The 20,680-nt window shown below is 63.8% G+C and carries 24 protein-coding genes and 2 pseudogenes; 14 read left to right on the top strand and 12 right to left on the bottom strand.

Annotated elements, in window-relative coordinates; translation table 11 throughout:
- The first annotated feature begins 187 nt into the window (after positions 1 to 187).
- The 3 genes from WS69_RS00105 to WS69_RS00095 are packed head-to-tail and all read left to right on the top strand — an operon-like array spanning position 188 to position 2,139.
- On the top strand, positions 188 to 928 hold the full coding sequence (locus WS69_RS00105; RefSeq protein ID WP_059468819.1) for an energy transducer TonB: 741 nt from the start codon (positions 188 to 190) through the stop codon (positions 926 to 928).
- A gap of 37 nt (positions 929 to 965) precedes the next feature.
- A complete protein-coding gene (locus WS69_RS00100) occupies positions 966 to 1,697 on the top strand; it encodes a MotA/TolQ/ExbB proton channel family protein (RefSeq protein ID WP_059468818.1) in 732 nt (243 codons plus the stop codon).
- A 13-nt stretch (positions 1,698 to 1,710) separates the two neighbouring features.
- Complete coding sequence (locus tag WS69_RS00095; protein ID WP_059468817.1) at positions 1,711 to 2,139, top strand: ExbD/TolR family protein; 429 nt, start codon at positions 1,711 to 1,713, stop codon at positions 2,137 to 2,139.
- Positions 2,140 to 2,504: 365 nt separating this feature from the next.
- Here the strand turns inward: WS69_RS00095 and WS69_RS00090 are convergent, their stop codons facing one another.
- Positions 2,505 to 3,476 carry a LysR family transcriptional regulator gene (locus tag WS69_RS00090; RefSeq protein ID WP_059468816.1) on the bottom strand — a complete coding sequence of 324 codons (972 nt, stop codon included), beginning with the start codon at positions 3,474 to 3,476 and terminating at the stop codon, positions 2,505 to 2,507.
- A 122-nt stretch (positions 3,477 to 3,598) separates the two neighbouring features.
- Here WS69_RS00090 and WS69_RS00085 point away from each other — a divergent pair, with 122 nt between their 5' ends.
- The 3 genes from WS69_RS00085 (at position 3,599) to hemP (ending at position 5,490) form a co-directional block, all read left to right on the top strand.
- Positions 3,599 to 4,471: a pirin family protein gene (locus WS69_RS00085; RefSeq protein ID WP_059468815.1), complete on the top strand. Its 873-nt coding sequence runs from the start codon at positions 3,599 to 3,601 to the stop codon at positions 4,469 to 4,471.
- 123 nt (positions 4,472 to 4,594) lie between these two features.
- Entirely contained in the window at positions 4,595 to 5,080 is a 486-nt protein-coding gene (locus tag WS69_RS00080; RefSeq protein ID WP_059468814.1) for an SRPBCC family protein, read from the top strand.
- 143 nt (positions 5,081 to 5,223) lie between these two features.
- A complete protein-coding gene (hemP, locus tag WS69_RS00075; RefSeq protein WP_059468813.1) occupies positions 5,224 to 5,490 on the top strand; it encodes a hemin uptake protein HemP in 267 nt (88 codons plus the stop codon).
- 282 nt (positions 5,491 to 5,772) lie between these two features.
- Here hemP and WS69_RS00070 read toward each other — a convergent pair whose 3' ends face one another.
- From WS69_RS00070 to uvrB, 6 genes are all read right to left on the bottom strand, one after another.
- Positions 5,773 to 6,183: a GlcG/HbpS family heme-binding protein gene (locus WS69_RS00070; protein ID WP_059468812.1), complete on the bottom strand. Its 411-nt coding sequence runs from the start codon at positions 6,181 to 6,183 to the stop codon at positions 5,773 to 5,775.
- A gap of 59 nt (positions 6,184 to 6,242) precedes the next feature.
- Positions 6,243 to 7,643, bottom strand: coding sequence for a 4Fe-4S binding protein (locus WS69_RS00065; RefSeq protein WP_059468811.1), 1,401 nt, complete (start codon positions 7,641 to 7,643; stop codon positions 6,243 to 6,245).
- Entirely contained in the window at positions 7,640 to 8,482 is an 843-nt protein-coding gene (locus WS69_RS00060; protein WP_059468810.1) for an FTR1 family iron permease, read from the bottom strand. Before WS69_RS00060 ends, WS69_RS00065 begins: the two co-directional genes overlap by 4 nt.
- Before the next feature lie 55 nt (positions 8,483 to 8,537).
- Positions 8,538 to 8,867 carry a cupredoxin domain-containing protein gene (locus WS69_RS00055; RefSeq protein WP_010107905.1) on the bottom strand — a complete coding sequence of 110 codons (330 nt, stop codon included), beginning with the start codon at positions 8,865 to 8,867 and terminating at the stop codon, positions 8,538 to 8,540.
- Between the two features lie 59 nt (positions 8,868 to 8,926).
- Complete coding sequence (locus WS69_RS00050; RefSeq protein ID WP_059468809.1) at positions 8,927 to 9,478, bottom strand: iron transporter; 552 nt, start codon at positions 9,476 to 9,478, stop codon at positions 8,927 to 8,929.
- A 221-nt stretch (positions 9,479 to 9,699) separates the two neighbouring features.
- Entirely contained in the window at positions 9,700 to 11,790 is a 2,091-nt protein-coding gene (uvrB, locus tag WS69_RS00045) for an excinuclease ABC subunit UvrB (RefSeq protein WP_059468808.1), read from the bottom strand.
- A gap of 291 nt (positions 11,791 to 12,081) precedes the next feature.
- Here uvrB and WS69_RS00040 point away from each other — a divergent pair, with 291 nt between their 5' ends.
- Positions 12,082 to 13,281, top strand: a complete 1,200-nt coding sequence (locus WS69_RS00040) for an amino acid aminotransferase (protein ID WP_059468807.1) — start codon at positions 12,082 to 12,084, stop codon at positions 13,279 to 13,281.
- 295 nt (positions 13,282 to 13,576) lie between these two features.
- Here the strand turns inward: WS69_RS00040 and WS69_RS00035 are convergent, their stop codons facing one another.
- From WS69_RS00035 to WS69_RS35600, 3 genes are all read right to left on the bottom strand, one after another.
- Positions 13,577 to 14,284 (bottom strand): ExeA family protein, encoded by a 708-nt coding sequence (locus WS69_RS00035; RefSeq protein ID WP_059468806.1) that lies wholly within the window; start codon positions 14,282 to 14,284, stop codon positions 13,577 to 13,579.
- Positions 14,285 to 14,286: 2 nt separating this feature from the next.
- Positions 14,287 to 14,457 carry a hypothetical protein gene (locus WS69_RS32795; protein ID WP_156437875.1) on the bottom strand — a complete coding sequence of 57 codons (171 nt, stop codon included), beginning with the start codon at positions 14,455 to 14,457 and terminating at the stop codon, positions 14,287 to 14,289.
- 334 nt (positions 14,458 to 14,791) lie between these two features.
- Positions 14,792 to 15,133: a DUF6431 domain-containing protein gene (locus tag WS69_RS35600; protein WP_226382967.1), complete on the bottom strand. Its 342-nt coding sequence runs from the start codon at positions 15,131 to 15,133 to the stop codon at positions 14,792 to 14,794.
- Between the two features lie 232 nt (positions 15,134 to 15,365).
- Here WS69_RS35600 and WS69_RS35595 point away from each other — a divergent pair.
- The 6 genes and pseudogenes from WS69_RS35595 to WS69_RS00015 all read left to right on the top strand — a co-directional run.
- A pseudogene (locus WS69_RS35595) lies at positions 15,366 to 15,571 on the top strand (IS21 family transposase); the annotation flags it as partial.
- A 40-nt stretch (positions 15,572 to 15,611) separates the two neighbouring features.
- A complete protein-coding gene (locus WS69_RS35590) occupies positions 15,612 to 16,001 on the top strand; it encodes a hypothetical protein (protein WP_059468805.1) in 390 nt (129 codons plus the stop codon).
- Positions 15,998 to 16,817: pseudogene (istB, locus tag WS69_RS00025) on the top strand (IS21-like element helper ATPase IstB). The gene WS69_RS35590 and the pseudogene istB overlap by 4 nt, the downstream one beginning before the upstream one ends.
- A 366-nt stretch (positions 16,818 to 17,183) precedes the next feature.
- Entirely contained in the window at positions 17,184 to 17,588 is a 405-nt protein-coding gene (gene cueR / locus WS69_RS00020; protein ID WP_059468804.1) for a Cu(I)-responsive transcriptional regulator, read from the top strand.
- A 219-nt stretch (positions 17,589 to 17,807) separates the two neighbouring features.
- Entirely contained in the window at positions 17,808 to 17,954 is a 147-nt protein-coding gene (locus WS69_RS29660) for a DUF3563 family protein (protein WP_006028476.1), read from the top strand.
- A gap of 155 nt (positions 17,955 to 18,109) precedes the next feature.
- Complete coding sequence (locus tag WS69_RS00015) at positions 18,110 to 18,418, top strand: hypothetical protein (RefSeq protein ID WP_231747038.1); 309 nt, start codon at positions 18,110 to 18,112, stop codon at positions 18,416 to 18,418.
- Positions 18,419 to 18,433: 15 nt separating this feature from the next.
- Here the strand turns inward: WS69_RS00015 and WS69_RS00010 are convergent, their stop codons facing one another.
- Both WS69_RS00010 and WS69_RS00005 read right to left on the bottom strand, forming a co-directional pair.
- Positions 18,434 to 19,279: a 23S rRNA (adenine(2030)-N(6))-methyltransferase RlmJ gene (locus WS69_RS00010; RefSeq protein ID WP_059468803.1), complete on the bottom strand. Its 846-nt coding sequence runs from the start codon at positions 19,277 to 19,279 to the stop codon at positions 18,434 to 18,436.
- A gap of 138 nt (positions 19,280 to 19,417) precedes the next feature.
- Positions 19,418 to 20,389, bottom strand: coding sequence for a potassium channel beta subunit family protein (locus tag WS69_RS00005; RefSeq protein ID WP_059468802.1), 972 nt, complete (start codon positions 20,387 to 20,389; stop codon positions 19,418 to 19,420).
- Between the two features lie 187 nt (positions 20,390 to 20,576).
- Between WS69_RS00005 and WS69_RS32790 the strand changes: the two genes are divergently transcribed.
- The coding region (locus WS69_RS32790; protein WP_151197763.1) for an SDR family NAD(P)-dependent oxidoreductase at positions 20,577 to 20,680 on the top strand (104 nt) is incomplete at its 3' end.

Below are 20,680 nucleotides of genomic sequence, written 5' to 3'. Positions count from 1 at the left end.
GCGCTCTCGTTGTACCAGCCCGTCAGCAAGCCTGCCCGCGCGAGCCAACGGCCTACCTGTAAAGGAGCCCGTAATGGAATTGCTGATCGGATTCGTGACTACCGTGTGCATCTCCTTGCTGATTTTCCGCAAGTGATGCAACACTTCGCGGCGAACGACACACGCGCCGCCGCGCTACGAAGCTAACATGCAGGTTTCGAATTCCTTGCCGGCCGCCTCTGTGCCGGCCCTCTCCCGTATGAATCCCCGCGTCGCCACCGCCGCCGTGACGGTTCTCGCCGGACACGCGATCCTGCTGACCGGCGCGCTGCTGATGCGCAACGACGTGCCGCCTCGCCCGCTCGAATCGAAGACGATCACCGCCCAGCTATTGAGCGCCCCCGTCGCCCAGCCTGTCGGCGTCCAATCGGCGCCGACGCCCGAGCCGCCGAAGCCCGTCCCGAAGATCAAGCCGAAGCCGACGCCCGCGCCCCGGCCAGTCGCGAAGCCGACCCCAACGCCGCTGCCGGTATCGCACGAACCCTCGCCGAACGCGATCACCGCGCCGGAACCCACACCGCCCGCCCCTGCGGCGCCCGCCGAGACGAACGCGAAGGCAGCGCCGCCCGCGGGCGCGCCGACGAGCCGCCCGACGATGGAAATCGTTGCACCAAAAGAAGGCGCGCACCTGACCTGCCAGATCGCGAAGGCCGCCTACCCGGCGCTGTCGAAGCGCCGCGGCGAAACGGGCGTCGTGAAGGTCCGCTTCGTCGTCGGCCTGACGGGCAGGATCGAGAGCGCGCAAGTCGTCCAGAGCAGCGGCTTCCCGCGCCTCGACGACGCGGCGCTCGACGCGATCCGCTCGTCGCCGTGCCAGCCGTATCTGCAGAACGGACAGCCGATGCGCGCCGCCTATACGCAGCCTTACGACTTCACTCTGACCGACTAATTTCAGCAACACCCGAAAGAAACAACAAGGAAAGGAAATGCAAAGCTACGGAATCGCGCACGTGTGGGCGCAAGGTGACTTCGTTACGCGCGCCATCGCGATCGCGCTCCTCGTGATGTCGATCCTGTCGTGGATGGTGATCGTCATCAAAGGCTGGAACGTGATTCGCCTGAAACGTCTGTCGAAAGACGCCGAACGATCGTTCTGGCATTCGGACGATTTCGAAGATGGCGTGAAGAAGCTCGGCCACGCATCGTCGTCGACGCAGGACAACCCGTTCCTCGCGCTCGCGCTGTCCGGCCAGGAAGCCGCGGACCATCATCATCAGACGCAGCCGCACCTGCACGACCGGATGGACGTGTCCGACTGGGTCACGCGCTGCCTGAAGGACACGATGGACGAAGGCATCGCGCGGATGCAGGGCGGCCTCGCGATCCTCGCGTCGATCGGCAGCACCGCGCCGTTCGTCGGCCTGTTCGGCACCGTGTGGGGCATCTATCACGCGCTGCTCGTGATCGGCGCGACGGGCCAGACGTCGATCGACCAGGTCGCGGGCCCCGTCGGCGAATCGCTGATCATGACCGCGTTCGGCCTGTTCGTCGCGATTCCCGCCGTACTCGGCTACAACGCGCTCACGCGCGCGAACAAGAGCATCGTGAGCCGCCTGCGCCGCTTCGCGCATGGCCTGCATGCCTACTTCGTGACGGGCGCGCGCCTCGCATCGTCGTCTCAGCGCGACGGGCTGCGCCTCGCCGCGCGCGCGAACTGAACGGAGGTTCGCGATGTCCATGAACACCAGTTTCGGCGACGATGACGACGATGGCCTGATGAACGAGATCAACATGACGCCGCTCGTCGACGTCATGCTTGTACTCCTGATCATTTTTCTCGTCACGATTCCTGCGATGCACCATGCGGTGAAGATCGATCTGCCGCGCGCGAGCAGCCAGCCGGTCGAAGTGAAGCCGCAGACGATCGACGTTGCGATTGAAGGCGACGGCACGGTCCTGTGGGACGACCATCCGGTCAACGCGACCGATCTGCAAACACGCATCGCGCAAGCCGCGCAGACGACGCCGCAGCCGGAACTGCATCTGCGCGCGGACCGCAAAGTCGCGTACGAGCGCGTTGCGGAAGTGATGTCGGCCGCGCAAGCAGGCGGCCTCACGAAGCTCGGCTTCGTCACCGAGCCGAAGTCGAACGCGAAGTAAATGCGCCGCGCGCCGCATGCGACAGGCGCACGCGGCACCACAAAGTAAAAGGCCTTCATCGCCAGATGAAGGCCTTTTTTCATGCGCACACGGGCGCCTTCGGGCGGCGGGCGCGACGGCCGAACTGCTGCACGTCGAGCAACGCGATGCGTCATGCCGTGGTCTGCACGGACTTGCGCAGTCTGCCCTATTTGGCTCGCAACATATGCGGCCACCTTGTTCCGCTTGGCACCTTCCCTCACGAAATTGGGATTCCAATATAGGCCGAGCCGCGCATGCATTCAAGCGACCGGCGATTGAAACTACCGATTGCGTGACGCGCGTCAAATGACAAAACCGATGCACATGCAATCGTTGCGATTTCGTCAGATCGAAATCGTCGTCTCCGCGCCCTTCGCGCCGCGCTCCGGACAGCTCTGCTCCTTGTAGTTTTCGTTGTCGAGCTTCTCGACGAGGTAATCGACAAACGCGCGCACCGCAGGCGGCATGCCCTGCCGCGACACGAACACCGCGTAGAGCTGCGGCACGGGCAGCGTCCAACCCGGCATCACGGGCGACAGCTGCCCTGCGCGCAAGGCGTTGCCGTACATCGATTCGGGCAGTGCGGCGATTCCGACCCCGTCGAGCACCGCTTCGCGGATCGTCATCAGATCGGCCGTTACGAGGCGCGGCTCATGCTCGTGCGCGTGGCGCGCGCCGTCCGGCGCAATCAGATTGAATACGTGGCGGCCGTCGCCCGACGGCGTATCGAGCGTGTCGAATCTCGACAGATCGGCTGGCACGAGGGGCGGCGCGTTCTGCTGCAGCAGGCCCGGCGCGCCGACGAGCATCTGCTCGGTGCGCCAGAGCGGCCGCACGACGATGTTCGCGTTCTGCGGCGGCTCGGACCGCACACGCAGCGCGACGTCGATTGAGTCTTCGAAGAGATCGATTACGCGATTCGTCACGCGAATCTGTACGCGCACTTCCGGATAGCGATGCAGGAATTCCGGCAGCAGACGCGACAGCATCGTCTGCGACAGCGTGACGGGCACGCTCATACGCACCGTGCCGCGCGGCGCCGAACGCAGTTGCTGTACCGCATTCATCGCGGCCTGCGCCTCGGACAACATTGCTTGGCAATGCTGATAGAAAAGCTGCCCAGCCTCGGTCAACGCGAGCTTGCGGGTCGAGCGCTGCAACAGGCGCACGCCGAGCGCCGCTTCGAGTTCGGTCAGCCGCCGCGACAGGCGCGACTTCGAGATCCCGAGCACGCGTTCCGCGGCCGAGAAGCCGCCATGCTCGACCACCTGAGAGAAGTACATCAAGTCGTTCAGGTTATGTGCATCGATAGTCATTTCATCGTTCCAATTTCACAACGATCCATTGCGAATCGAGCGGATTTAGCCGGCAATTCGCTCAATATAATAGCCTTACGTTGCAAAAATAACGTCACATCAGCCATTCCTAGAGCCCTCCCATGCCTATCGCCCGCTCGATCCAGCGCACCTATCCATCGCTTCGCACCACGGAAGGCGGCGGTTTCGTGGTTCACCGCCCGTTCCCGACCCGCCTGCTGACGGACTTCGATCCGTTTCTGCTGCTCGACGAGATGGGCCCCGTCGAATACACGCCGGGCGACGCGAAGGGTGCGCCCGATCATCCGCATCGCGGCTTCGAAACGGTCACGTACGTGCTCGACGGCTGGTTCCGCCATCGCGATTCGGCGGGCCACGCGGGCGCGCTCGGTCCGGGCGACGTCCAGTGGATGACGGCAGGCGCGGGCGTCGTCCACAGCGAGATGCCCGACCCCGAATTCGCGCGCCGGGGTGGCCGCGCGCATGCATTCCAGCTCTGGGTGAACCTGCCACGCCGCGACAAGATGATCGCGCCGCGCTACCAGGATATCCCGGCCGCACGCATCCCGACCGCGACGTCGCCCGACGGCCGCGTGAAGGTCCGCGTGATCGCCGGCGAGGCGTTCGGCGCGTGCGCAACGATCGAAACGCGCACCCCAATGCTCTATCAGCACTTCACGCTCTCCCCGGGCGCGAGTGTCGAGCAGCCGGTGCCGGCCGGATTTCGCGTGTTCGCTTATTCGATCGAAGGCAGCGGGTTCTATGGCGCGGACAAAACGGCGGTCGACGCGCGCCATATGGTCGTGTATGCGGAAGACGGCGGCTCCGTCGGGTTCGCCGCGGACGATACACCGCTCGACCTGCTGCTGATCGGCGGCGCGCCGCTCAACGAGCCGATCGTGCGCTACGGTCCGTTCGTGATGAACACCGAGGGCGAGATCCGCGAAGCAGTCGCCGATTATCAGACGGGCCGCATGGGCCGCATTCCCGCGTAAGCGTGAGCGGCGCGCATCGGCGGAACGGCGGCGGGCAAGCTCGGCCGCTGCGGCGGATTTGCGTCACAATATCTTCTCACGCCCGGCGAGGGCCGCACCGCACTACAGAAGGAATCCGCCGCTTTGAACTTCGAACATCTGATCCAGATTAACGCCGCCGACAATCCGGCCCTGCCGGTACTGACACGCGCGCAACTGTGGGAAGGCCTCGTGCTGCGCGCCGAGCAGCCGCAGCTTTTCGTGATCGGCCTCGACCGCTGCATCGTGCACGAACGCACGGAGACGACGCTCGAACGCGAGTTGCATTACGGCAATGCGACCGTCCGCGATCGCGTGACGTACACGCCGAACGAGCAGGTCCGCTACGACATCCATGCGGCCGACGGCGAGATCGGCGGTTCGCTGACGATGACGATCGAAGAGCGCGACGATCGGCAGCTGTTCCTGCGCTTCGAGTATCGGACGACGCTGCCCGTCGCCAATGACAGCGAAGACGCGCGCCAGACGCACGAGATCGTGAAGGAAGCCTACCGCGCATCCGACATCGATACCGTTCGTCTGATCCGCGAATATGCGCAGGGCCGCAAGGACCCGGCTCCGCTGCACTGACCGCCCCTGGCGGCGGTGCAGCCGTCGCCCTCTTTACTCTTGCCTATCGACATTCAGTTTTCGATCGATAAAGATACGTTGTAAATGGGAATAGTTATCATTTAGAATTCATTCCATCGAATCGCAACTCACCGATCGTCTGAATGACCGAATCTATGCGCTCTACTACGCTCACGTTGCGCCGCACAGGCGGCGCTGCATCCAGCGGCCGCCCCAAAACGGCAGCAGTAACGACGCCGGCGGAATCGGTGAAGTCCACGGCAAGGCCCACAGCAACCGCAAACGCCGGGCAGCGCGTCGTGAGCAGCGATGCGCTGTTGCAGGGCCAAAGCCACGTGAGCATCGCGCACAACGGCGAAACCTATCATTTGCGAGCCACTCGCCTGGGCAAGCTGATCCTGACGAAGTAACGAACCGAGTATTGTGGGGACCACCTCTACGAGAGGTGTTGGGCATTAGCCAGCCATAACGGCTTGCACGCGAGTCTAGACCCCTTCGTGCAAACATATTCAAGCAGCCGTTGTAGCAAGCCAAGCCGCTTTTTTTGGTTCTCACAGCGTGAAAAAGAAAGCGACGCGTCCGATGACGCGTCGCTTTTTGTTTTTGCGGCGCATGAAGCGTGAAACGCGACAGCGATCTCTACTCGCTCGAGCCGACGACGGGACGGATGTCGGCGAAACGCCGCTTTCGAGTCAGCCGGCGTCCGTCAATGCGGCGATGCCCGCGCGGGCGACGGCAGCATCCTGCTCGGACTTCACGCCCGACACGCCGATCGCGCCAACCGTCTCGCCTTCGACCATGATCGGCACACCGCCCTCGACGAGGCCGACGAGCGGTGCGCTCAGGAACGACACGCGCCCTTGCAGCACCATTTCCTCATAGACCTTGCTCTCGCGGCGACCGAGCGCCGCCGTGCGGCCCTTGCCGATCGCCATCTCGACGGTGCTCGGCGCGGCGCCGTCCATCCGGTGCAGATACAGCAGGTGTGCGCCATCGTCGAAGATCGCGACCGTCACGGGCCAGTGACTGGCGGCCGCAAACGACTCGGCGGCGGCCGCCATCCTCTTCACGTCCTCGCTCGTCAAAACAGGTTTGGTTTTCATCTCGGCGCTCCTTCGTGGTGAGAGCCCGTCGACGGCTGCATCATACCGCTCGAAGCGCGTCAGAATCCCCAGAACATCAGCCACCACGCACTGTCGATCACCGCAAGCGCGGCGCCGAACCAGAGCATCGCGAACAGCCGGCGCGCCCAGCCCGCATAGCGGCCGGTGACTTGCCACGCGAGCCATGCGCTCCACAGATTCGAACCGGCGAGAATCGCGATCCGCACGTCCGACGCCCAGCCGAGCGGCACGTGCTCGGCGCGCAGCAGCGACAGCGTCGTCGCCGACAGGCCGAGAAACACGCCCGCGCCCGCGAGCGGGATCAGCGCCTGCGCGAGATGATGCAGCCGTACACGCTCGAAGCGGCCGAGCATCGCGACAGCGCCGCCGAGCAGCACGGCAAGCGCCGTGCCGTACACGAGCCCTGTGCCCATGATGTACGCGATGACGAGCGAACCGTCGAGCCACGAAAATACGTCGTTGTGCTCGGGATAGTGCGTGAAGATGAACCACGGCGCGTTCGTGTCGAGCGGCCACATGATGTCGTGATCGATCAGCCAGCCCGCAAGCGATTGCTTGATCTGCACGAACCACGGACTCACCGTCCAATGGAATGCGCCGATCGCGATGCCGAGCAGGCCGTAGAGGATGAGCGCCGTGTCCCAGCCGCTCGCCTGCCTGTCGCCGAGCGCGACCACCTCTTCGGACGGCGAGCGCATCGTCAGCTCGATCGCGCCGCGGTGGCCGCTGCAGCGGCCGCACATGTGGCACGCCGCCGCGCCCTTCATGTTGCGAAGCGGCACGAGCGGCGCGCAGTTGATCGGAATCACGCGATGGCCGTCTTCGCCTTTCTTGTACGAACGGCGCCACGCGTCCTCGTCGACCTTGTAGCGCAGCGGCGCGAGACGCGCGAGCAGCGAGAAAACACCGTTCACGGGGCACAGATAGCGGCACCATACGCGCTTCTCGCGCCCGTACAGGAAACCGATCACGATCGCGGCGAGCGTCGACCCGCCGAGCACGAGCAGCACAGCGCGCGGATACTGATAGACACTGACCATCTGGCCGTAGATCGTCGTGAGACCGAACGCGACGAACGGCCAGCCGCCCCAGCGCATCCAGCGCGGAATCGCGCGGCCGCGGCCGAACTTGCTCGCGAACTCGCTTAACGCGCCCTCGGGACACAGCACGCCGCACCAGACTCGGCCGAGCATCACCATCGACAGCAGCACGAACGGCCACCAGATGCCCCAGAACACGAACTGCGCGGCAAGCGTCAGGTTGCTCCACAGATGCGCGGTATCGTCGGGCAGCGGCGTGAACGCCGGCACGAGGATCAGGAACGCGTAGACGAGGACGACGATCCACTGGATGCCGCGGATCAGCGCACCGTGGCGCTGCAACCATTGCCCTGCTTCCGCGACCAGGTTCGTGCGGCGGCGGCCGACGACGGCACTCATGCCGGCCGCCCCAGAGTCGCCGCCGGGTGTCTGGCGGCACGCTTGAGCAGCAGATAGACGACCGCCCAGTAGACCGCGTACGCGACGAGGTTCGTGAGCGACGGATGCGCGCGGTAGCCGGTCAGCGTCGCGACGAGCGAGCCGAGCGTGCCCGAATCGTCGAGGATCGCCGACGTATCCCACAGTTGCGCGATGCCGAGCGGCAGGATTTCCTTGTCGATCAGCTTGTCGATGCCCGCCTGGAACAGGCCCGCGCCGAGGAACAGCAGCATGATCTCGGTGACGCGGAAGAAGTGCCGCCACGAGAAGTACTTGCCGCCCAGTTGCAGCACGTAGAACGTCAGGAACGCGAGACCGAGGCCGATCAGCACGGCGAGCACCTGGCTGCCGTCGACGTGCCCCGACTGGCCGAAGCCGAGCCCGTACAGGAAGATCACCGTCTCGCTGCCTTCGCGCGCGATCGCGAGCGCGACGAGCACCGCGACGCCCCACCAGTTCGCGTCCTGCGTGCTCTTCTGCAGCGAGCGCTCCATGTCGCGCTTCAGCGTGCGCCCGTGCTGCTTCATCCATAGCACCATCTGCACGATCAGCACGCACGCGATCAGCACCATTGCGGTCTGAAAGTAGTCCTGCGCGTCGCCCGACAACACCTCGGTGAAGCCGACGAGTGCGGCGCCGAGCCCGACCGCCATCAGCAGGCCGGCACCCACGCCCGCCCACAGGTACGGCAAGCCGCGGCGCGCATCGTCGTCGCCGTTCTTCAGCCATGCATAGAGAATACCGACGACGAGCAGCGCCTCGACGCTCTCCCGCCAGACGATGAACAAGATCTGACCCATTGTTACCTCCCTGCGTCCGCCGCGCGGCTCGTCCGCGCGTCAAACGCGAAAACCGTTACTTCGCGACGATGACGCCCTGCGCCTGCTGGTGAAAATCGTCGAAAAACTTGTATTCGCCCGGCGACAGCGGCGCGATCACGACGAACGATTCGCCGCCCGGCGCGAGCACCTTCTCCTTGCGAAGCTGCACGCTCTCGAACTCGACGGCGCCCTTGCCCGTATTGCGAATCTGGATCTTGATGCGCTGGCCGGCCGGCACTTCGATGCGCGCCGGATTGAGCTTGCCGTCCGCCATCTCGAGCTTGAAGGTCGGCAGATCGGCCGCGTGCGCGGCGCCCGCGACGACGATCGCGGCGGCGAATGCGAATACTCTGGGGAATTTCATCGTATTTCTCTAAAAAGACAGCGCGCTCGTCGCGCGCCGTCCGTTTGCTGCCGTGACGATCAATACCCGCCCTTCTTGCCGATGCCGGCGAACGGGAAATCGTATTCGAGCGTGATCGGCTTGAACCACTGGCCGACGCCGGTTTCCTTGTCGACGTGGCGGCCGAACGCCATGTGGCCCGTCTGCATCGGCGGCTTCACGACGAGCGTCAGGTGATACTTGCCTGGGCCGTTCAGCTTCACGTTGTCGCCGTAGTGCGGACCGTCGCTCGCGACCATGCCCATCAGATCGCCTTCGGCCTTCCACTTCGCGTCGCCCTGCTTCGTCAGCTTGTACGCGACTTGCAGATACGGCATCCAGTCGCCTTCGGCGAAGCCGGTCGGATTGTTCTTGACCGCATGGATGTCAGCCTCGAGATGGACGTCCGAATCCGACGCCTTGCGCATCATGCCTTCCGGATCCATCGTGATCGGCTGCAAGTACACCGCGCCGATTTCCATCCCGCCTTGAATCTGGTGCTTGCCGATCGGGTATTCAGCCGCCGTCGCCGACAGCGCAGCGCACGCGGCCGCCAATGCGACACCGCTGCTAACAAAGGAAGAACGCGACATTGACACTCCTGTTTTTATCTCGTGACACACGTCTCGCCCGCGCGGACCCGAAACCCGGAGGAGAGACAAAAAAACGATGAAGAACGTTAATGCGAACTATTCTCAATACAGGCGCAAGTGTAGCACCGAACCGCTTCCGAAACAAATGGAGATGCCGCTAAATCCCTGATCTGACAAGGCTTACAGCGAGATTAACGGATGCGGCGGGGCGCCGCGGAACGTCATTGGACCCCGCTCACGTGATCGCCGACATTCGCGCCGAACACCCGCTCGCGCAGCAGCGCGAGCTGGTCGCGTGTCTGCGCGGCTTTTTCGAACTCGAGATTCTTCGCGTAATCGGCCATCTGCTTCTCGAGCCGCTTGATTTCCTTCGCAATCTGCTTCTCGGACATGTCCTCGAACTTCGCGCGCTGCTGCGCCTCTTTCAGCTCGGCGCGCGCTTCGTCGGCGTTGTAGACGCCGTCGATGATGTCCTTGATCCGCTTCACGACGCCGCGCGGCGTGATGCCCATCTGCTCGTTGAACGCGATCTGCTTCGCGCGGCGGCGCTCCGTCTCGTCGATCGCGCGGCGCATCGAATCGGTGATCCGGTCCGCGTACAGGATCGCCCTGCCGTTCACGTTGCGCGCCGCGCGGCCGATCGTCTGGATCAGCGAGCGCTCGGCGCGCAGGAAGCCTTCCTTGTCCGCATCGAGGATCGCGACGAGCGACACTTCCGGAATGTCGAGGCCCTCGCGCAGCAGGTTGATCCCGACCAGCACGTCGAACGTGCCGAGCCGCAGGTCGCGGATGATCTCGACCCGCTCGACCGTGTCGATGTCGCTGTGCAGATAGCGGACCTTGACCCCGTGGTCGGCGAGGAATTCGGTCAACTGCTCGGCCATCCGCTTCGTCAGCACGGTGATCAGCACGCGCTCGCCCGCCTTCACGCGCTCGGTGATCTCAGACAGCACGTCGTCGACCTGCGTGCTCGCCGGCCGCACCTCGATCGCCGGATCGACGAGCCCCGTCGGCCGCACGACCTGCTCGGCGGTCTGGCCGGACACGCGCTGCTCGTAATCGGCGGGCGTCGCCGACACGAACACCACCTGGCGCATCTTGCGCTCGAACTCGGGGAACTTGAGCGGACGGTTGTCGAGCGCCGACGGCAGCCGGAAACCGTAATCGACGAGATTCTCCTTGCGCGCGCGGTCGCCGTTGTACATCCCGTTCAACTGGCCGATCAGCACGTGCGATTCGTCGAGCAGCATCAGCGCGTCGGACGGCAGGTAGTCGACGAGCGTCGGCGGCGGTTCGCCCGGCGCTGCCCCGGAGAAGTGTCGCGAGTAGTTCTCGATGCCCTTGCAGAAGCCGAGCTCCTGCAGCATCTCGAGGTCGAAGCGGGTGCGCTGCTCGAGCCGCTGCGCCTCGACGAGCTTGCCCTCGCGATGAAAGAACTCGAGACGCTCGCGCAGTTCCTCCTTGATCGTCTCGACGGCACGCATCACAGTCTCGCGCGGCGTCACGTAGTGCGACGACGGATAGACGGTGAAGCGCGGGATCTTCTGCCGCACGCGGCCCGTCAGCGGATCGAACAGATGCAGAGAATCGACTTCGTCGTCGAACAGCTCGACGCGCACCGCCATCTCCGCGTGTTCGGCCGGGAAGATATCGATCGTGTCGCCTCGCACGCGGAACGCGCCGCGCTGGAAGTCCTGCTCATTGCGCGTGTACTGCATCGCGATCAGCCGCGCGATCACTTCGCGCTGGCCGATCTTGTCGCCCATGCGCAGCGTCAGGATCATCTGGTGATACTCGGACGGATTGCCGATACCGTAGATCGCCGACACCGTCGCGACGATCACGACGTCGCGGCGCTCCATCAGGCTCTTCGTCGCCGACAGCCGCATCTGCTCGATGTGCTCGTTGATCGACGAGTCCTTTTCGATGAACAGATCGCGCTGCGGCACGTACGCTTCCGGCTGGTAGTAGTCGTAGTACGACACGAAATACTCGACCGCGTTGCGCGGGAAGAATTCGCGAAATTCCGAGTAGAGCTGCGCGGCGAGCGTCTTGTTCGGTGCGAACACGATCGCCGGGCGGCCAAGCTGCGCAATCGTGTTCGCCATCGTGAAGGTCTTGCCCGAGCCCGTCACGCCGAGCAGCGTCTGGAACGAAAGTCCGTCCTCGACGCCTTCGACCAGCGTCGTGATCGCGGTCGGCTGGTCGCCCGCAGGCGGATACGGCTGATACAGCTGGAACGGCGATCCGTCGAACGTCACGAATTTCGATTCGTCGAGATCGTCGCGGGTGTCGGGGTGATGTTCGGACATGTGGATGCGAGGCGGCGAGCCGAAGCGGAGCAAAGGAGCATTCTAGCGCTTCGACGCTCGGCCGGCTCCGCCCCGCTCCGCTCGCGATTCTCCGGCCGAGTGCGCAAAAAAACCGCAGCCGGGGCCGAGACATTGGCCGAACGGAGACGGCGAATTCGCTACAATGACGAGTTGCTGCGCTTCGCTTTCCGCGCCGAGCCGCCGCCCTTTGCCGCGCTTCGCCTCACGGCCCGCCGGCCCGCATCGGCACTCCGAAGCTGACCCTCTTTTCACAACTGCTGCGAATCAATCATGTCGCTCTTCTCCGCTGTCGAACTTGCCCCCCGCGACCCGATCCTGGGTCTGAACGAAGCCTTCAACGCCGATGCGCGCCCGACCAAGGTGAATCTCGGCGTCGGCGTCTACACCAACGAGGACGGCAAGATTCCGCTGCTGCGCGCGGTGCGCGACGCGGAAAAGGCGCGGGTCGAAGCCGGCCTGCCGCGCGGCTACCTGCCGATCGACGGCATCGCCGCCTATGACGCCGCCGTGCAGAAGCTGCTGCTCGGCGACGATTCGCCGCTGATCGCGGCCGGCCGCGTCGTGACGGCGCAAGCGCTCGGCGGCACGGGCGCGCTGAAGATCGGCGCGGACTTCCTGCGCACGCTGAACCCGAAGGCAAAGGTCGCAATCAGCGATCCGAGCTGGGAGAACCACCGCGCGCTGTTCGAAACGGCCGGCTTCGAGGTCGTCGCGTACCCGTACTACGACGCAAAGACGAACGGTGTCAACTTCGACGGCATGCTGGCCGCGCTCGACAGCTACGAGCCGGGCACGATCGTCGTGCTGCATGCGTGCTGCCACAACCCGACGGGCGTCGACCTGAACGAAGCGCAGTGGGCGCAGGTCGTCGAAGTCGTGAAGGCGCGCAAGCTCGTGCCGTTCCTCGACATCGCTTATCAAGGCTTCGGCGAGAGCATCGAGGCCGACGCGGCCGCGGTGCGCCTCTTCGCGGCGGCGGATCTGAACGTGTTCGTGTCGTCGTCGTTCTCGAAGTCGTTCTCGCTGTACGGCGAGCGAGTCGGCGCGCTGTCGATCATCACCGACAGCAAGGACGAAGCCGCACGCGTGCTGTCGCAATTGAAGCGCGTGATCCGCACGAACTACTCGAACCCGCCGACGCATGGCGGCGCGATCGTCGCGGCGGTGCTCGCCTCGCCCGAACTGCGCGCCTCGTGGGTGCAGGAGCTCGGCGAAATGCGCGATCGCATCCGCGCGATGCGCAATGGCCTCGTCGAGCGCCTGACGGCCGCCGGCATCGAGCGCGACTTCAGCTTCATCAACGCGCAACGCGGCATGTTCTCGTACTCGGGCCTGACGTCGGCGCAAGTCGACCGTCTACGTGAAGAGTTCGGCATTTATGCGGTGAGCACCGGCCGGATCTGCGTCGCGGCGCTCAACACGCGCAATATCGACGTCGTGGCAAACGCGATCGCGGTCGTGCTGAAGTAAGCCGGACGCCGGCGCTGCGGCCTTTGAGCTGCCGCGGCGCTACGCTGCTGGAACAAGGACGCGCTCCGGATGGGGCGCGTTTTTTTATGTTCGTGCGCAGTATTACGTCGCACGCTGAATGAGATTCGGTATCGCGCGCTATTTGAGGTGAGACAGCGGAAGTTGTTACGCGCTCGGCGAGGAAGAAGTTCATCGTGGCGAGCGCGAGATGCGGCGGACTGGGTGACGGACGCCGTCGCGCGTTTGAGGTGCACAAACGCGGCGAGTCCGGCGAGATGGGCGCCGGGGCCGTCGTTCAGATGCGCCCGGCTTGCCGGGGCAGCCCGCGCGAGGCTTGGCGCAGCAACTCGAGCCCGGAGTCGGCCAGCAGCGTATGGGTACAGCCGGCAGCCTTCAGTGCGTGCGCGATGAGTTGCGCGAAGCGCTCGCGCTCGACGACGGGCTGCAGTTGCACGCGCGTCTGGATGCGGCTGTAGAGCGCGGCATAGGGCGTGCATTCGAGCATGCTGGCCTGCACCGGATGACCGACGAACCACACGGTGATGAGATCGCGGGCGTCGAAGGCGAAGTTCAGGAACGAGGGGAAGTCGCGGAAGAACTCGGGCGGCAGGTTCTGTGCCTCGTCGATGATCCACAGCGGCAGGACCTGCTTGCCGGTGGCGAGCTCGTTGATGCGCCGCTTCCGTTCGCGCCACAGATCCGCGCGCCGGTAGCTGGGCTCGAGCCCGAGCGCTCGCGCGAGCGAGCGGTACAGGTCGATGCGACCGAATTCGGTCTCGGCCAGATAGATCGTCAGGTAGCGATGGGGATTCAGGCCTCGCGTGAGATGGCGTAGCGCGGCGGTCTTGCACACGCCGGGTTCGCCGGTCAAGAGGCCCACGCCGGGGCTGGCGAGCAGCCACTGGAAGCGCTCGGCGAGGCGCGCGAGCGTGCCATCGTCCCCCAGGTCGGTCGAATCCTTGTCGAGCGGCGCGCAGCGCAGGCCGAAGTGTTGACGGTACATGCTCAGACCTCCAGTTGGTAGTGGTGCTGCTGGGTAAGCTCGATGAGGTTGGGTCCCGCGGCGGCTGGGGCGGTCGCCGGCTCGGCCGACGGTTTGCTGCGGCGACGTCGGCTGTTGGCGACGGCGTCGAGCAGCGTGGCGGCGCCCAGTGGCTGGCCAGTTTCGCTCTCCACGCGTACCACTCGACGAGCACGATGTGCTGGCCGGTGAGCTCGTAGGGGACCTCGAAGTAGCGGCCGGCGTACGAGACGGTGCCGTCGCGGCGCACACGGCGCGCGACGCGATGGAGGAACAGCTCATCCAGTTGCGGGGCGAGTGGTCCGAAGGCGCGGATGTGCGGCAGGTCTTGCTGGTAGCGCGAGAGTGGCGTTTGACCGCCGAGCCCGGTGTGCGGCTGGCGACGATAGACCTGCTCGACCCAGGCCACATGGGACAGCCAGGCCGTCGTGATCGAGCCACGCCATCGCTTCGCACAACGGCATCCGGTGCAAACAGGCCAGCCAGAAATCAGTGTGATCGGCGTGGCGCCCGAGCTCGGCAAAGCGGCTGCGTAGATGGAAGGCAAACGTCTCGTGGCTGGCTGACAGCGATCGCCACCAGCGACGCACGATGTGATAGCCGAGCGCAAAGATCGCCGCCGCGCGGCGCAACGACGCACCGGCGATCAGCAACTGCAAGCACCTGCTGCTGCAGCGCCCAGCCGTACCAACGGCGCGGGCAAATGCATAGCGGCAGGCGCGAACAGGTGCGCCGGCATGAAGGACAACGGAAGCGCGGCACCGAAACCGGATTGAGCTGGCCGTCGGCACTGCGGTCGGCCTTGCGGTCGTAGCAGCCATGTCCCCACAGGCAGCTGCAACCGCAGTGCGGGCGACGATCGGGGCGGTACGACTGAGGTGTGGAGACGACGGCGCGAAGATGTTATTCGAGGGAAAGGAAAGCGTGTACGATCCGTTGCATAGGCCGGGCTCTTATTGATTCGTGTGTTGGCGTGAGAACCGTCGCACGATATCAGAGGAGTACCGGCCTTCTTTATGCCCACCGTATCTCGCGTTGTTCGCGGTGAAGTTCAGAAAATCGCTCTCGCCGGCTGTATCACTTCGTGCTCGCGTTCTCGCACTGGGAGCACGCCGACGTCGTAGCAGGCGGCAAAGCTTCGAAGCCCTGTCCACCGGCCTGCAAAATGCGCTCTGGCAAGCCGGAGGCTGCCCGCGCGAGCACCGCACCGACAGCCTGTCGGCTGCGTTCAAGAACCTGCAGGAGAAAGAGGACTTTACGGTCCGCTATCTGTCAGGCGTGCTGGTGCACAGCGCCGCACGCGGGTCCCATGCAGCGGGGAGCCGCCGACGCGCGATCGACTCGGCACTTCGTCGACGAGCTCAAGCGCAAGCCCCAGGCGTTCAAGGGGCTGGCGTTCCGTGATGACCTGTTCCCGCGCGAGGCGTATCGCCTGACCTGGGAACAGCTCGAAGCCCGGATGTCGCAGCGCGACGCCTGCAAGACGATGGTCGGGTTGCTCGAGTTGGCTGCGAACCACGGCGTCGAAGCCACGCTCGCCGATCGGCTCGACGCCTTGCTGGCGGCAGGCGAGCTGCCCGATCTCGAGCAGTTGCGCGGCGAGTTCGCGCCGCGGGAGGCGCAGTGTCCGGAGGTCGTGGTCGAGATGCCGCCCGCGGCACTCTACGACACGCTGCTCGACGAGGAGGTGGCGGCATGAACGCGCCTGTAACCTACGATGCCTCGCGCCTGGGACTGATGCTCAACGAGCTGCGGCTGCCGACGATCGCGCGCCTGTGGCCTGAATTTGCACAGCGCTCCGACAAGGAAGGCTGGCAGGCCTCGCGACTGCTCGGCGCACTGCTCGAGCACGAACTGGCCGAGCGTGTGAAACGCCGTATCGAGCGTCACCGTGCTGAATCGCACCTGGACTCGACCAAGACACTCGACAGCTTCGACTTCGGCATGGTGCCGATGGTCTCGAAGGCGCACGTGATGGCGCTCGCGACCGGCGATTCGTGGCTCGAGAAAGGCGCGACGATCCTGCCGTTCGGGCCGCCGGGCGGCGGCAAGGCGCATCTCGGCTCCGGCATTGGCCATGCGCTGATCGACGCCGGCTACCGCGTGCTATTCACCCGCACCAGCGAACTCGTGCAGAAGCTGCAGGCGGCCCGCCAGAGCCTCCAGTTGCCGTCGATGCTCAGCAAGCTCGACCGCTCGACCTGATCATCCTCGACGACCTGTTGTACGTGCGCAAGGACCAAGCGGAGATCAGTGTGCTGTTCGAACGATCGCTGAGCGGTACGAGCGGCGCAGTCTTCTGATCACGGCCAACCAGCCGTTCTCCGGCTGGAACGACGTGTTCCCCGACCCGTCGATGACGGTGGCCGCCATCGACCGCCTGGTCCATCACTCGATGATCTTCGAGCTGAACGTCGAAAGCTACCGGCGTCGCAGCGCCAGCCACAACAAGCGCACGCGGCGACGTCAATTACCCGACACCGAACCGGAGGAAACGACAACTATGACCACCTGACGAGTGACAAAATTACCCCAGCCGACCGGCCATCATAGTTGTCGCTCGACCGGCCAAGATAGTTGACGATCTACAGTAGCTTCAGCCCCTCGTCGACACGGCATTCGTCGGATGCTTACTGCTGGCGTGGATCGACCGGTTGAAATCTGCCGTCGGGCATACGCCGATCCAACCCTCTTCTAATTCGCCAGATCTCTTCCGGAAAGATCACATTTATCCCGCCTCGAACCGGCAGCTCGCCTCAAGTACAGCTCCATGGGACGGCGCGCGGGCTTTAACTCGAGCCGTAGCCACCGATCGCCGGCCAAGTAGATATTCCGAAGAACGCGCTAACATTTCAATCTTCAATCCTATCTGGAGCAAACGGTGAACATCGGTGAAGTTGCCAAGGCATCGGGCGTCAGCGCGAAGATGATCCGTTACTACGAAAGCGTGGGCCTTCTCAATCCGGCGGAACGGACCGACTCAGGATATCGCGTCTACCACGACGAAGAAATCCACTTGCTACGTTTCATCCGCCAAGCGCGACGACTCGGATTTCTCGTCGACGACATTAGAAAGCTGCTCGCGCTCTGGCAAGATCGCTCGAGAGCGAGCGCCGAGGTCAAAGCGATTGCACTCGAGCACGTGGCCGAGCTTGACGGCCGGATCGCCGAGCTTACCGAGATGCGGAACACGCTTGCGAACCTCGCCGCCCATTGCAGCGGAGACGATCGTCCGGACTGCCCCATTTTGGAGCGATTGGCTGATCCTTGCTGCGATCCAAAATAGTGCGTGCAACTACGCGCTCGTGCACTGCACGTCACGCAAGTTGTCAGAAAAATCAGATGTTTAAGACGGAATTGTTTGATCTATTCCAAATTGGCATGCATCACATTCGAGCATTTCACTGGCAAGTTGGTGCAATCAGGCTATAATCGGGTTAACCCTATGAGGGATATCCCTGTTATCGATTCACCAGGGGATCTCAATCTTCCTTGGAGAGCCAATATGTTTGCCTACATCATCGAAAAGCTGAGCAACTGGTTTGAGGCTGCAGAACGCAACCGCCGTGAAGCCTATCTGGCTTCGTCGAGCGATATCGTCCAGCTCGAGCAGCGCATCCGCTCGCTGGAAACTAACGGCTACTCGCTGTAAATCGGAGCGGCAAGACGTCGCACCGAGCGCCCAAGTGCGCAAGCAAAGAAGCCCCGTATTGACGGGGCTTTGTCTTTTCGTAAGCTGGAAACGTTGACCGCCGGACATTGTGGGCGGTCAACGTACAATCAAGCGTCGTTCGAAACGGGGGCCTGATGAGAGTCGTCAATCGCTTCTTCTGCTTCGCGACGAGTTGCGTCGCACTATGCGGTACCACGGTGCCTGCGCTCGCTGGGACAAACGGCGCGCCGTTGATCCTGGATACGCAAAGCGGGATTCACGACGGCAAGGGCGGCATCGTGCTGCAAAATGCGTCACTCTCACGTGCCCCGATCGCTGCGCCGGCGCAACCTGCTCCGATGACGGGGCTGCCGCCCGGTTCGATTGCGCCGATGGTCGTCGTCCCATACATCGAGGTGCCCAATCCGGCTGTGCCGCTGAAGGCGCCCCAGCCGCGTCAATAGGCCGCGACGCCGGTGTCAGCTGCCGCGATGCTCGATCGCGAACTTCGTGCTGCTGTCCTGGCCGAGTGTTTCGACGAGGTACGGGAGCGTATCTTTCATTGCGTCGATCAGCGTATACGGCGGATTCAGGATGAACATCCCGCTGCCGAAGAGTCCATAACCATCCGATGGAGGCCGGCTTACGGTCAAGCTCAGATGCAGCCAGTTGTTCGGTTGCAGCCCTTTTAGATGATCCGGGAATTTCTGCGACTCGGGGCGGCTCACCTGCGGATACCAAATTGCATAGCATCCCGTTGCAAATCGTTTCAGGCTTTCTTCGACGCAGGTGAGCGTTTTGGCGTAATCGCGCTTGTCCTCGTATGACGGATCGATCAATACGAGCGCACGCCGCGGCGGCGGAGGCAGCAGCGCCTTGATGCCTTCGAATCCATCGCCCGTATAGATCATCACGCGCCGTCCTGCATCGCGAAAATTATGGCGCAGCACATCGATTTCAGTGCTGTGAAGCTCGAACAGGCGCATCCGATCCTGCTCGCGCATCAGCCGCCATGCGAGATAAGGGGAGCCCGGGTAGTAGCGCAATTCGCCGTCGCTGTTCAGCGCCCTGACTTCGTCGACATAGTCGGAAAGCGCCTCGGGTAGATCTGTCGCGTCCCAGATTTTCTCGATCCCCGTGCCGAATTCGCCGGTTTTTGCCGCATATCCGTCGAACAGCGAGTAGACGCCAGCACCAGCGTGCGTATCGATGTACCAATACGACTTGTCTTTCTTGTTCAAATGACGCAGCAACTGCACGACGACGGCGTGCTTGAGGACGTCCGCATGATTGCCGGCGTGAAAGCCGTGACGATAGCTGAGCATGGCGAGAGAAATACGGGAGCGATACGTGGAAATCGGTCGAGCGCCAACACGTGCGAGCCATGCTGCCGGATTCGCGGGCATGGCCGGCCGATGTGGTCGCGTATTGTACGCGAGTATGCGATGTAGCCTGCCGCCCGGCTACTGATAGACATCGCCGACGATCTGCTCGATCCGCTGCTTCACGTCCGGTGCGAGCTTCGCCGCAACGTCGAGCGAGCGCATGTTTTCGACGATCTGCTCGACGCGCGACGCGCCCGTGATTACCGTGCTGACGCGCGGGTTCTTCAGCACCCAGGCGAGCGCGAGCTGGCCTACGGTGCAACCGAGCTCGTTCGCGATGTCACCGAGCTCATCGACGATGTTGTTCTTAGCCGGGTCCGTCAATTGCTCGCGTAGCCAGTCATAGCCGTGGATTTCCGCCCGGCTGCCAGCGGGAACGCCGTGCCGGTACTTCCCGGTCAACAGCCCCGATGCGAGTGGACTCCAGGTCGTGAGTCCCATTCCGAAATCGTCATAGAGGCGCTTGTATTCCTGCTCGACGCGCTTGCGATGAAATAGATTGTATTGCGGCTGTTCCATCGCTGGTTTGCGCAGATGATGCCGTTCAGCGATTTCGTATGCGGCGCGGATCTCGTCGGCGCTCCATTCCGACGTGCCCCAGTAGAGCGCCTTGCCGCGCGCGATGATGTCGCTCATCGCCCATACGGTTTCCTCGATCGGCGTGCTCGGGTCGGGACGATGGCAGAACACGAGGTCAACGTAGTCGAGCTGCAGACGCTGCAGCGAGGCGTCGATCGCGTGCAGCAGGTATTTGCGGTTGAGGGTGTGGTATTGATTCGGCGCTTCCGCGAGCCCCCAGAAGAACTTCGTCGAAACCACATAGCTGATGCGCGGCCAGCCAAGCGATTTCAGCGCATGCCCCATAATTTCCTCGGATTTGCCGCCTGCATATACTTCGGCGTTGTCGAAGAAATTGACGCCGGCATCATGCGCTGCGGCCAGCGATTCGCGAGCGGCGCGGCGATCGACCTGGTTGCCGTAGGTGACCCACGACCCGATCGACAGTTCGCTGACCTGCAATCCAGAACGTCCTAGCCTCCGGTAGTTCATATCGTCTCCGATCGAGCGTGACCGACAACAAGCTTAGCCTGTTTGACCGCGGTGCGCGATCTCGTTCATGCACAATAGCAATGTCGGCCGCGGCGCGACAGCCGGCCATTCGGCCTATGCCGTCCGGCTGAGTGGGCAGATGCCGGACGCGATGCTTTCATTGACTTAACTGATGGAGACTTGGGGAATGACTTCGAATTTGAACGGGAAAGCGGCGGTCGTGACAGGCGCAGCAAGCGGCATCGGCAAGGAAATCGCGCTGGAGCTCGCGCGCGCGGGCGCGGCGGTCGC

Source organism: Burkholderia sp. BDU5 (assembly GCF_001522845.1).
GTDB lineage: Bacteria > Pseudomonadota > Gammaproteobacteria > Burkholderiales > Burkholderiaceae > Burkholderia > Burkholderia mayonis.
The sequence above is the reverse complement of the archived record's forward strand: the minus strand, read 5'-3'. Positions and strand labels throughout refer to the sequence as shown.